This window comes from Halomonas sp. 11-S5 (assembly GCF_029889825.1).
Classification (GTDB): Bacteria; Pseudomonadota; Gammaproteobacteria; order Pseudomonadales; family Halomonadaceae; genus Halomonas.
The window spans coordinates 12,800-25,327 of sequence record NZ_JARANW010000027.1; the positions used below are offsets into that span (position 1 = coordinate 12,800).

Annotated in this window: 8 protein-coding genes; 1 reads left to right on the forward strand and 7 read right to left on the reverse strand. The window is 69.9% G+C overall.

Annotation, left to right across the window (positions count from 1 at the left end; all coding sequences use genetic code 11):
• Positions 1-142 precede the first annotated feature (142 nt).
• The 5 genes from ppc to cysM are packed head-to-tail and all read right to left on the reverse strand — an operon-like array spanning position 143 to position 8,279.
• The gene (gene ppc / locus OP497_RS15010) at positions 143-2,791 is read right to left on the reverse strand and encodes a phosphoenolpyruvate carboxylase (RefSeq protein WP_280549827.1); all 2,649 of its coding nucleotides are present in this window, start codon (positions 2,789-2,791) and stop codon (positions 143-145) included.
• The gene (mazG, locus tag OP497_RS15015) at positions 2,788-3,660 is read right to left on the reverse strand and encodes a nucleoside triphosphate pyrophosphohydrolase (protein WP_280549829.1); all 873 of its coding nucleotides are present in this window, start codon (positions 3,658-3,660) and stop codon (positions 2,788-2,790) included. The genes ppc and mazG overlap by 4 nt, the downstream gene beginning before the upstream one ends.
• Positions 3,657-5,942, reverse strand: a complete 2,286-nt coding sequence (gene relA / locus OP497_RS15020) for a GTP diphosphokinase (protein ID WP_280549831.1) — start codon at positions 5,940-5,942, stop codon at positions 3,657-3,659. Before relA ends, mazG begins: the two co-directional genes overlap by 4 nt.
• Positions 5,935-7,380 (reverse strand): TRAM domain-containing protein, encoded by a 1,446-nt coding sequence (locus OP497_RS15025; RefSeq protein WP_280549833.1) that lies wholly within the window; start codon positions 7,378-7,380, stop codon positions 5,935-5,937. Before OP497_RS15025 ends, relA begins: the two co-directional genes overlap by 8 nt.
• Before the next feature lie 2 nt (positions 7,381-7,382).
• Positions 7,383-8,279, reverse strand: coding sequence for a cysteine synthase CysM (cysM, locus tag OP497_RS15030; RefSeq protein WP_280549835.1), 897 nt, complete (start codon positions 8,277-8,279; stop codon positions 7,383-7,385).
• Between the two features lie 117 nt (positions 8,280-8,396).
• Here cysM and OP497_RS15035 point away from each other — a divergent pair, with 117 nt between their 5' ends.
• Positions 8,397-11,135: an ATP-binding protein gene (locus OP497_RS15035; protein WP_280549837.1), complete on the forward strand. Its 2,739-nt coding sequence runs from the start codon at positions 8,397-8,399 to the stop codon at positions 11,133-11,135.
• Here the strand turns inward: OP497_RS15035 and OP497_RS15040 are convergent.
• A complete protein-coding gene (locus OP497_RS15040) occupies positions 11,075-11,452 on the reverse strand; it encodes a holo-ACP synthase (RefSeq protein ID WP_280549839.1) in 378 nt (125 codons plus the stop codon). The two genes, OP497_RS15035 and OP497_RS15040, sit on opposite strands and share 61 nt — an antisense overlap.
• Entirely contained in the window at positions 11,449-12,249 is an 801-nt protein-coding gene (gene pdxJ / locus OP497_RS15045; RefSeq protein ID WP_280549842.1) for a pyridoxine 5'-phosphate synthase, read from the reverse strand. Before pdxJ ends, OP497_RS15040 begins: the two co-directional genes overlap by 4 nt.
• Positions 12,250-12,528: the final 279 nt, after the last annotated feature.

Consider the following 12,528-nt stretch of genomic DNA (forward strand, 5'->3'; position numbering starts at 1 on the left):
CCAGCAGCTGGCCGCCGCCCCGAGCTTGCAGGCCCTGACCCTGCTGGAGTGGCTGCAGGAGCACTACCCCGGCCAGTACCCGGACAGCTTGCTGCCGGTGAACGATGGCATCAAAAACGCCGAATACCAGGCGCTGCCGGGTTCAGCCGGTGTTGCGCAGCCCGGCGGCGATCCCCGCCATGGTCACCATCAGCGCCCGGGAAAGATCCGCGCTGATCGCCCCGTCGGCATCGCGGTTACGCTGCAGCAACTCGGCCTGCAGACCGTGCAGCGGATCGATGTAGGGATTGCGCACTTCGATGGCCTGGCGGATCAGTGGCGTCTTCTCCAGCAGCTCCTGCTGGTCGAGCACCTGCAGCAGCGCCTCGTGGAGGCGGCCAAAACGGGTGCGCAGCCGCTCCCCGAGCGCCTTGAGGGACGGCTCGTCGACCAGCCGATGCTCGTAGTAGGCGGCGATGCCCACGTCGGCCTTGGCCAGCAGCATCTCCAGCATGTCCAGGTAGGTCCCGAAGAAAGGCCACTGGTCGCGCATCTCGCGGAGCACCTCGAGTCCGCCCTCCTCCTCCAGCCGCTGGCTGAAGGCCTCGCCACTGCCCAGCCAGGCCGGCAGCATCAGGCGAATCTGGGTCCAGGCGAAGATCCAGGGGATCGCCCGCAGGGTCTCGACGCCACCATCCTGGCGACGCTTGGTGGGTCGCGAGCCCAGCGGCAGGCGGCCGAGCGCGCCTTCCGGGGTCACCGAGCGGAAATAGGGGACGAAATCGGGATCCTCGCGCACCACCCCCACATAGGCGCCGTGGGCCACCTCAGCCAGGCGATCCATCTCCTCGCGCCATTCCGGCCTGGGCGCCGGCGGCGGCAGCAGGCTCGCCTCGAGGACCGCACAGGCATAGATCTCCATGGAACGCAGGGCGATCTCCGGCTGGCCGAACTTGAAACGGATCATCTCGCCCTGTTCGGTCACCCGCAGGCTGCCGTTCACCGAGCCCGGCGGCTGGGAGAGGATGGCCGCGTGGGCGGGCCCACCCCCCCGGCCCACGGTGCCGCCACGGCCATGGAAGAGCGTGAGGTCGACCCCGTGGCGATCGCAGACCTCCACCAGCGTCTCCTGGGCCCGGTACTGGGCCCAGGCGGCGGCCAGCTGGCCGGCGTCCTTGGCGGAGTCCGAATAGCCGATCATCACTTCCTGGCTGTCGCCGGCCAAGGCGCGATAGCCCGGCAGCGCCAGCAGGTGGTCGATGACCTCGCCGGCATGGTCCAGGTCATCGAGGGTCTCGAACAGCGGCGCGATGGGCAGGCTGACCGTGCCCCCCACCTCCTTCATCAGCAGCGCCACGGCGAGCACGTCGGAAGGCTGGGCCGCCATGGAGATGATGTAGGTCCCCAGCGCCTCGCGGTGCTCGGAGGCGATCACCCGGAAGGTGTCGATGACCTCGCGGGACTCGGCGGAGCACTCCCAGCGCCGCGGGATCAGCGGACGCCGCGAGGCGAGTTCGGTGAGCAGGAATTCCTGGCGCTGCGCCTCGTCCCAGTCGCGGTAGTGGCCGAGCGCCAGGCCATGGGTGAGTTCCTCCATCACCTGGGCGTGGCGACTGGCCTCCTGGCGCAGGTCGAGCTTGGTCAGGGTCACCCCGAAAATCGCCACGCGGCGCAGGGTGTCGAGCAGCACGCCGTTGGCGATGGTGTCGAGCCCCACGTCACACAGCGAGCGATAGCAGGCCAGCAGGGGGGCATAGAGCTGGTCGCGGGTCTCGATGATGGCACCGCCCTCGTAGCTGCGCCCGTCGAGTTCGGCCTTGGCCCAGTCGCGGGTCGCCTCGACCCTCGCCAGCAGGCGCTTGATCAGCTCGCGGTAGGGCTCGGCCACCTCCCCCACCTCGGCCTTGAGCGCGCTGTTGGCCTTCCACATCGAGAGCTCGGCCTTGAGCTGCTCCAGGTCGCGCAGGTAGAGGTCCGCCGCCATCCAGCGGCCCAGCAGCAACACCTCCCGGGTCACCTTCGCGGTGACGTTGGGGTTGCCGTCGCGGTCACCGCCCATCCAGGAGGCGAAGCGGATCGGCGCGGCATCCAGCGGCAGGCGCTCGCCGGCGGTCTCCAGCAGCAGGTTATCCAGGTCGCGGTGGAAGTCGGGCACCGCCTGCCACAGGGAGTTCTCGATCACCGCGAAGCCCCACTTGGCCTCGTCCACCGGGGTCGGTCGCTCGTGGCGGATCTCGTCGGTGTGCCAGGCCTGGCTGATCAGCTCCTCCAGGCGGCCCTGGGCACGCGCCCCGCGCTCCGGATAGTCCGCGGAGGACTCGATGGCCGTGAGGCAGTCGTCGATGGCGTCGTATTTCTGGATCAAGGTGCGGCGGATGACCTCGGTGGGGTGCGCGGTCAGCACCAGCTCGACGCGCATGCCTGAGAGGGTCTCCACCAGCTTGCGCGGCGAGTGGCCGGCGCTCCGTGCCCGCTCGAGCAGCTCGGAGAGCACCGGCTGGGAACCGGGCTTGTAGTCCTCGACCCGGCGGAAGCGCGCCCGATAGTGCTGCTCGGCGATGTTGGCCAGGTTGAGGAACTGGTTGAAGGCCCGGGTCACCGGCAGCAGGTCACGGTCGGGCAGCTTGCGCAGGTACTCGATCAGCGCGCGCTGGCTGCCGTCCTCGCCCTGGCGGCCGCGCTTGGCGAAGCTGCGGATGGTCTCGATGCGGTCGACGAAGCCCGGACCCAGGTCATCGGCGATGGTGCGGCCCAGGCTGTCACCCAGGATACGGACATTGTCACGCAGCGATTCGTGCAGGTCATGGCTCATGGCCGGGACTCTCCTTCTTGCGACGGTTCCTGAACGGGGGTGTCGAGGTGCTTGGCGGCCTGCCAGTGCCGCTCCATGGCCGCCAGGCCGGCCTCCTGCAGCGGCACCTCGGCGGCGGCCAGGGCCGCCTCCACGTGGCGAAAGCGCCGCTCGAACTTGGCATTGGTGGCGCGCAGGCACTGCTCGGGATCGGCCTTGAGCGTGCGCGCCAGGTTGGTCACCGCGAACAGCAGGTCGCCCACCTCCTCGGCGGCATGCGCCCGAACCCCCTCTGCCAGGGCCTCTTCCACCTCGTCGAGTTCCTCGCGGATCTTGGCCAGCACGCCGCTGGCATCGGGCCAGTCGAAGCCGACCCGGGCGGCGCGCTTGGAGAGCTTGGACGCCCGGGAGAGGGCCGGTAGGGTGCGGGGGACGTCGTCGAGCACCGAATGCGCCTCGGCCCGCGCCCGCTCAGCGCGCTCCTCGGCCTTCAGCGACTCCCAGCGCGAATGCACCTGCCGGGTCTGGACCTCGGCCGCACTCACCCCCTCGCGGCGCGAGGCGAGGGTGCCATCGGGGAAGACGTGGGGATGGCGGCGCAGCATCTTGGCGGTGAGGACATGCACCACCTCATGGAAGTCGAAGCGACCCGCCTCGGTGCCGAACTGGCTGTAGTAGACCACCTGGAAGAGCAGGTCACCGAGCTCGCCGGGCAGTTCGTCCCAGGCCCGCCGCTCGATGGCATCGGCGACCTCGTAGGCCTCCTCCAGGGTATGGGGCACGATGGAGTCCCAGTCCTGCTTCACGTCCCAGGGGCAGCCCTGCTCGGGGTCGCGCAGCACGGCCATCAGCGTGAGCAGGTCGTCGAGGTCATAGCGGGGCAGGCTCATGTCGTTCTCCTCCTGCGCTTGCCGGACTTGCCTTGCCCCCCCCCGCTACGCAGCCGTCGCACCTCGATGACGTTGGGTAGCTGCTGGATACGCGAGAAGAGGCGGCCCAGGGTTTCCAGGCCGTCGACCTCGACGGTGATCGACATGCGCGCGATGCCGTCCTCGGTATCGGTGAGGGTGTTCACCGAGAGCACGTTGACGCGGTCATGGCTGAGCACGCCGGTGACATCGCGCAGCAGGCCCGAGCGGTCCCAGGCCTGGATCTCGATGTCCACCGGGTACTGGGTGCGGGCCCGCTCGCCCCATTCCACCTCGATGATGCGCTGGGGTTCGTCCAGGCGCAGCTGCAGGATATTGGGGCAGTCCTGGCGGTGCACGGTGACGCCGCGCCCCTGGGTGATGAAGCCGACGATGGCGTCACCGGGCACCGGATGGCAGCAGTTGGCCATGCTGGTCTTGAGGTTGCCCACCCCGAGCACGGTGATGTCGCCGCCGCTGCCCTTGCCCGGGGCCTTGCGGGGCTTGGCCAGCAGGCGGTCGAGCCGTTCCTGGTCATCGCTCTCGCCGAACAGCTGCTGCGCCTGGTGCAGCACCTGGCCGATGCGCAGGTCGCCCGCGCCCAGGGCCGCATACATGTCGTCCGGGGTGGGGTAGTTGACCTTGTTGGCCAGGGTGGTCAGGTCCATGTCCTCGACGTCGAGACGCTTCATCTCGCGCTCGAACAGCGCCCGGCCTTCCTCGAGGTTGCGGTCGCGGGCCTGCAGCTTGAACCAGGCCTGGATCTTGGCCCGTGCCCGGGAGGTACGCACATAGCCCAGGTTGGGGTTGAGCCAGTCGCGGCTCGGTCCGCCCTTGCTGGCCGTGAGGATCTCCACCTGCTGGCCGGTCTTGAGCCGGTAGGTGAGCGGCACGATGCGGCCGTTGACCTTGGCCCCCCGGCAGCGGTGGCCCACCTCGGTATGCACCCGATAGGCGAAGTCGATCGGCGTGGCGACCCGGGGCAGGTCGATCACGTGGCCGTCCGGGGTGAAGACGTAGATGCGGTCCGGGGCCACGTCGCTGGTCAACCCCTCGCGCAGGTCACCGAAGTCGCCCACTTCCTCGTGCCATTCCAGCACCTGGCGCAGCCAGGCGATCTTCTCCTCGTAGCTGGCGCTGCGCGCGTTGGTGTCGTGCCCCTTGTAGCGCCAGTGGGCACAGACCCCGAGCTCGGCCTCCTCGTGCATGGCGAAGGTGCGGATCTGGATCTCGAGCACCTTGTTCTCGGGGCCGAGCACCGCGGTGTGCAGCGACTGGTAGCCGTTCTTCTTGGGGTTGGCGATGTAGTCGTCGAATTCGTTGGGTACGTGATGCCAGCGCGAATGGACGATGCCCAGCACCGTGTAGCAGTCGGTCACCTCGGGCACCAGGATGCGCACCGCCCGGATGTCATGGACCTGGGAGAAGTCGATGCGCTTGCGCTTCATCTTGCGCCAGATCGAGTAGATGTGCTTGGCGCGCCCGTCGACCTGGTAGCGGCCGATCCCCTGGGCCGACATCAGCGACTTGAGGGTCTCCACCACCTCGCTGATGTAACGGTCACGGTCCAGGCGCTTCTCGGCGAGCTGGCGGGCGATGGCCTTGTATTCCGCCTCGTGCAGGTAGCGAAAGGAGAGGTCCTCGAGCTCCCACTTGAGATGGCCGATGCCCAGGCGGTGAGCCAGGGGCGCATAGATGTCGAAGACCTCACGGGCCACCTGCAGGCGCTTCTCGCGCGGGGCATCGCGCACCTGGCGCAGGGCGCAGGTGCGCTCGGCGATCTTGATCAGGGCGACGCGGACGTCGTCGATCAGGTTGACCAGCATCTTGCGCAGGTTGTCCTGCTGGTCATGCTGGCTCAAGCCCTGGCTGGGTGCCTGGAAGGTGCTGATGGCGGCCATCTGCAACACGCCATCGATGAGGCCGGCGACTTCGTGGCCGAAGCGCTTGTCGACCTCCTCGAGGCCGATCAGCCTCTCGCGGACGGCGCGATAGAGCACCGCGGCCTCCAGCGCCGGCTGGTCGAGCTTGAGCTCGACCAGGATGTCGGCCATCTCCAGGCCCATGCGAAAACTCGAGCCATCCTTGAGCCAGGCCTTGTGGGGGCGGTCGGACGCCAGTTCCAGCTGCTGGGCCAGCTCGCAGGCACGGCGCATCTCGTCGACGTCGCGCAGCTTGACGTCGTCCTGCAGGCGTGTGAGCCACTGGTCGATAGCGACCCGCCCGTCCCGGGTCAGCGGCTGCTCTTCACGCACTTTAACCATTGCTTGACGCTCCTTGGGCCTGCTGCGCCGAGCCGGGATACTCGAACAGCAGCATGGATTCCAGGTGTGAGGTGTGCACGAACATGTCGGCCACGGCCGCACGCACGATCCGATAGCCACCATGCACGAGGTGTGCCGCATCCCGGGCCAGGGTGGCCGGGTCACAGGAGATGTAGAGCAGGCGCGGCACCGGTTGTTCCACCAGTGCACGGCTCACCGCCGCGGCCCCTTCCCGGGGCGGGTCCAGCACCACCACCTCGGGAGCGGCCTCCTGGAGCAAGGCGCGCACGGCCGGCAGCGCGGCGAGATCCGCCTGGCGCGCCGCGATGTCCAAGCCCCGCCCTGGTGAAATGGCGCAGGCATTGTCGCCGAGCCGTGCGACCATCGCTGGGTTGCCCTCTGCCGCCGTCACCCGGGCACCGGCGGCGGCCAGCGGCAGGCTGAAGTTGCCCACGCCGGCGAACAGGTCCAGCACCCGCTCGCCGGCGGCCAGCGGCGCCAGCCAGGACAGGGCCGTCGTCACCATCAGGCCATTGACCTCGCCATTGGCCTGCAGGAAGTCCCCGGGGGCGATGCCCAGGGAGAGCTCCCCGTCAGGCCCCGGCACCCCGCAGCTAAGCGCCGGCGGGGGCGTCAGCCAATCGAACTCGGGCGCCTCGCGACCCAGCCAGCGCGCCAGGTGGACGCCATGCGCCGTGGCGAAGGCCTGCCAGCGCCGGGCGTCCCCGGGGTGGTCACGCAGCTGGCGCACGACCACCACCACCGCCTGGTCGCTCGCGAGCAGCTCGAGGTGCCCCACCTGGCGCGGGGCCTCGAGGTCTGCCAGCAGCTGGTGCAGCGGCACCAGCAGGGCGTCCAGGGTCGGCACCAGCACGGTGCAGGCATCGATGTCGACCAGGCGGTGGCTATGGCGCGCGCGAAAGCCCAGGTGGACGCCGCCGTCGGCGTCCACCTTGACGCCCAGGCGGGCGCGCCGGCGATAGCCCTCGCCCGCGCCGGCGAGCAGCTCGGGCGACGCGGCCAGGGCGATGCCCTGGCGCTCCAGCAGTTCCTCGAGTACCGCCTGCTTGTGGCGGCGCTGCGCCGGCAGGGCGAGGTGCTGCAGGTCGCAGCCGCCGCAGCGTCCAAAGTGGGGACAGGGCGGCGCGACGCGCTCCGCCGAGGCCACCAGCAGCTCCCGCACATGGGCCTCGTCGAAGCGCTGGCGGGTGCGATGAACGGCGACCCTCACGCGCTCGCCCGGGAGCGCGCCCTCGACGAACACCATCTTGCCCCGGGCGGTGCGTGCCACCCCGCGCCCGTCATGGGCCAACCCCCGGATCTCCAGGGCATCCTGCTCCCCGGCGGCGGAAGCCTCCCGGCGCTCTCCCTGGCGCCTCTGCAACCCCGAGACGCCCAACGGCGCGCGCGTAGGACGACGCTTGCCCAGCATGGCCATTCTCAGCGCTCCGGGGCGAACAGGCCGGTAGAGAGGTAGCGGTCGCCGCGGTCGCAGACGATGAAGACGATCACCGCGTTCTCGACCTCGGAGGCGACACGCAGCGCCCCGGCGAGCGCCCCGCCGGACGACACGCCGGACAGGATGCCCTCCTCCCGGGCCAGGCGACGCATATGCTCCTCGGCCTCCTGCTGGCCGATGTCCAGCACCCGGTCGACGCGGCTGGCGTCGAAGATGCTCGGCAGGTACGCCGGCGGCCAGCGGCGGATGCCGGCGATGCTGGCGCCATCCTCGGGCTGCAGGCCGATAATCTGCACCTCGGGGTTGCGCTCCTTGAGGTAGCGCGACACGCCCATGATGGTGCCGGTGGTGCCCATGGAGCTGATGAAGTGAGTGATGGTGCCACCAGTCTGCTCCCAGAGTTCCGGGCCGGTGGTGCGGTAGTGCGCCAGGGGGTTGTCCGGGTTGGCGAACTGGTTCAGCGGCTTGCCCTCGCCGCGGGCGATCATCGCCTCGGCCAGGTCACGGGCCTCCTCCATGCCCCCTGCCTTGCTCACCTCGATCAGCTCGGCACCGTAGGCGGCCATGGCCTGCTTGCGCTCGGCGGAGGCACTCTCCGGCATGATCAGCACCATGCGATAGCCCATGAGGGCGGCCGCCATGGCCAGGGCGATCCCGGTGTTGCCGGAGGTCGCCTCGACCAGGGTGTCGCCGGGCGAGATCTCGCCGCGTGCCTCGGCCTGCTGGAGCATGGAGAGGGCCGGCCGGTCCTTGACCGACCCGGCGGGATTGTTGCCCTCCAGCTTGGCCAGCAGGGTATTGCCGCGCCCGGCGGTGATGCGTTTGAGGCGGACCAGCGGCGTGTGGCCGACGGTCTCCTCGAGAGTGGAGAAATGCATGTAACCTTCCTGATGGAAACGCCGTTTCGGCATTATATCCCTGCGGCTGCACACTGGACAGGCATCTGCCCGCCCTGTGGCATACTGGACGCCGATTCACCGCCCGACGAGCCGCCGATGTCCCTCAAGACCCGACTGATGCTGATGATCCTCGGCCTCCCCCTGCTGCTGCTGGCCCTGCTCGTCGGCGCGGCCCTGGCACTCGAGGATCGCCAGCGCCACGCGACGCTGCGCGATGAGCTGACACGGGGCGCCGAGCTGGTCGCGCCGGCCCTGGACGATGCCCTGGCGCGGGAGGACGAGCGGGCGCTGTCACGCCTGACCGACGGCCTGCTGGCGCTGCCCCATGTCCAGGCGCTGAGCCTCCTGAATGACCAGGGTGAGTCTCTGCTGGAGCGCGGCCGGTTTCGCGACCCACCGGCGCCGCCCGAGTTCGACGCCTCACACCTGCTGGACCGCGATCATCGTTGGCTGCTGCAGGTCCCCTTGCCCGGCGCACCGACGCCGACCTGGCTGGCGCTGGATATCGACACCACTCCCCTGCTGCTGAGCTTCTACCGCCACCTGGCCAGCGCCAGCCTGGCGCTGATGCTCGCCGGCCTGCTGCTGTTCCTGGCGGCCCATGCCACCACGCGACGGCTGAGTCAGCCGCTGGAGGACGCCGGTCGCGCCCTGGATCGCCTGGCCCTCGGCGTGGTGCCGGAGCGGCTGGCCATCCCCCCGACACCGGAACTGGCCGGGCTGGCCCAGCGCGTCAATGACCTGGCCGCCCACCTGGAGACGGCGCGCGAGGAGATGCAGGCCCAGATCGAGCAGGCCACCGACGAGCTCCAGGAGTCCATGGAGACCATCGAGGTCCAGAACATCGAGCTGGACCTGGCCCACCGCCGGGCCCTGGAGGCCAACCGCGTCAAGTCGGAGTTCCTGGCCAACATGAGCCACGAGATCCGCACCCCCCTCAACGGCATCGTCGGTTTCTGTCGGCTGCTGGGGCGTTCGCGGCTGGAACCGCGCCAGCGCGAATGGCTGGACCACGTGCAACGGGCCTGCGACAACCTACTGATGCTGGTCAACGATGTGCTGGATTTCTCCAAGCTGGAGGCCGGCCGGGTGGAGCTCGAGATGCTAGCGCTGGACATGGTCGGCCTGGTCGACGAGGTGCTGGGCCTGCAGGCCCCGTTGGCCCAGCAGAAGGGCCTGCAGCTGCTCGGCCTGGTCTACGACGACGTGCCGGCCGACCTCAAGGGCGACCCGCTGCGGGTCCGCCAGGTGCTCACCAACCTGGTCAACAACGCCCTCAAGTTCACCGACCGGGGCGAGGTGATCGTGCGGGTCATGCTGGAACAGGCCGAGGCCAGCCAGGTGATCCTGCGGGTCAGCGTCAGCGACACCGGCATGGGCCTGACCGACGAGGCTCGCCGACGCCTGTTCCAGGCCTTCCACCAGGCCGACATCAGCCATCCTCGGGAGTTCGGCGGCACCGGCCTGGGGCTGGCCATCTGCCGGCAGCTGGTCGAGCAGATGGGCGGGGAGATCGACGCCGAGAGCGTGCCCGGCACGGGCTCGACCTTCGCCTTCACCCTGCCGCTGTCGGGCAGCACGCAGACCGAGCGCGCCCCGGAGCTCTGCCTGGCCGGGGAAGTCATCGTGCTCGAGGAGCCCCACCCGCCTACGCGTCGCGCCCTGCAGCACCTGATGAGCCGCTGGGGCGCCCGCGTCACCACCCAGGCGAGCGCCGGGAGCGAGCCTGCCGCCTCGCTGGTCGTGGCGGGGCTGAGCAGCGAGGACCTCGATGAGGCGCGTCTCTCGGGATGGCGGCGCCGGCTGGACGGACTGGGCTGCCCCGCCCTGCTGTTGGTCAACGTCAGTCCCCCCGACCTGCCGGCCCTGCCCCTGCCGCATGGCGGCGAGGTCCTGGGCAAGCCGGTCGCCCGCTCGGCCCTGGCCGATGCGGTGGTCCGCCATCTGGCGGGCCCCCCTCGGGCCCTACCGGCCCCCACGCAGCGCCGGCAGGCCGCGTCGCCGGTCCGGCTGCTGGTCGTCGATGACACCGAGTCCAACCGGCTGCTGCTGAGCGAGCTGCTGGCCGGGCCCGGGCTCACGGTCACCCAGGCGGCGAGCGGGGAGGAAGCCCTGGCGCTGGCGCATGACCGGGACTTCGACCTGGTGTTGATGGACATCCGCATGGCGGGCATGGACGGCGTGGAGACGACCCGGGCACTGAGGCGGCTCGGCGGCGCCTGGCGGCGGGTGCCGATCATCGCCGTCACCGCCCATGTACAGGGTGAACAGCACCGGGGGCTGCGCGAGAGCGGACTCGACGATGTGCTGATCAAGCCGCTGCAGCCGCAACGCCTCGCTCAGCTGCTGGAGGAGCACCTGGGCATCGTGCTGCCGCCGCGGGCTGCAGAGAGCGAGCCGTCGGCGCGCGGTGACGCCCCGAGCCCGGGGAAGGGAGAGGAGGACCAGGAGCTGGCGGTGGTCGACCTGGAACTGGGCGCCCGCCTGGCCGGCGGACGCGAGCCCCTCGCCCGGGAACTGCTGGACAAGCTGGCCGACTCCCTGGCGCGCAGCAAGCAGGCCATCCGTGACGCCGTCGAGCGCGACGACGAGGTGGCCCTGCTCGACGCCCTGCATGCTCTCAATGGCGCCTGTCGCTATTGCGGCACGCCACGCCTGGGGCTGCTGGCCGAGACCCTGGAGACCCGCCTGCGCTCGCGGGGCCTGTGCGCCGTGGTGCCGCTACTGCCCGACCTCTATGCCGCCATGGGCGAGCTGCGCGCCTGGCAGGCGGCTCAGCCCTCGAGCACCACAAAGGCCATCGCCAGGGCCTCCTCGTCGGAGAGCGACAGGTGAAGCGATCTGACGCCGGCCGCCTCGGCCAGCTCATGGGCCTTGCCGGAGAGCACCAGTGACGGGCGCCCCAGCGCATCGTTGACCACCTGGATCTCGGTCCAGCGCATGCCGCGGCGCAGGCCGGTGCCCAGCGCCTTGACGAAGGCCTCCTTGGCGGCGAATCGCTTGGCCAGGAAGGCCGCGGGCAGGACATGGCCACGCAACCGTTCGTGTTCCCGCTCGCCGAGCAGGCGCAACGCGAAGCGCTCGCCGTGTCGCTCCATGGCCCGCTCGAAGCGGGCCACCCGGGCGATGTCGGTGCCGATCCCGATGATCATCGGCAGCAGTCCGCCGCCGCGTCATGATCGTGGTCGTGCGCCTCGAGCGAGGCCACGAGACCCGCCTCCTGGCCGGCGATGGCCAGCCGCTTCATCTCGGCCACGGCTTCCTTGAGGCCGACGAAGAGTGCCCGGGCAATGATCGCATGACCGATGTTGAGCTCGTGGAGGCCGGGCAGCGCGGCGATCGCCTCGACGTTGTGGTAGTTGAGGCCGTGGCCGGCGTTCACGGTGAGTCCCAGTTCGTGGGCCATCTCGGCGGCGGCGGCGAGCCGGGCATGCTCGCGACGGGCGGCCTCGCCCGTGACCTCGGCGTAGGCACCGGTATGCAGCTCGATCACCGGCGCGCCGGCCCTGGCCGCCGCCTCGATCTGGGCAGGCTCGGGATCGATGAACAGCGACACCTCGCACCCCGCCGCCGCCAGGCGCCGACAGGCCGCGCCGACGGCCTCGAAGTTCCCCGCCACGTCGAGCCCGCCCTCGGTGGTCAGCTCCTCGCGCTTCTCGGGCACCAGGCAGACATGGGCCGGGCGCAATTCCTCCGCCAGGCACAGCATCGCCTCGGTGACCGCCATTTCCAGGTTCATGCGGGTATTGAGCACATCAACCAGCAGGCGCACGTCGCGCTCCTGGATGTGGCGACGGTCTTCGCGCAGATGCACGGTGATGCCGTCGGCGCCGGCCTCCTCGGCGAGCAGCGCCGCCTGGATCGGATCCGGGTAGCGGGTGCCACGGGCCTGGCGCAGGGTAGCGATATGGTCGATGTTGACGCCGAGCAGGATACGGGGGGGATGCATGGAAGATCTCCAGGGGACGAGGGTCAAGGAATCAAGGAAGAAGGGTAAGCGCCAAGCGGCCAAGCGGCCAAGCGGCCAAGCGGCCAAGCGGCCAAGCGGCAAGCGGCAAGTGGCAAGGAGTCAAGGGTAAAGCGATAAGCTGGAAGCTGGAAGCTGGAAGCTGGAAGCTGGAAGCTGGAAGCCAGCATGTTGCCACCAACACCTGAGACTAGGCGTTACCTCAAACCCATGCCCGCGATGCGGGCGTTTTACCAGCGACGGATGAAGCACGACTCTTAG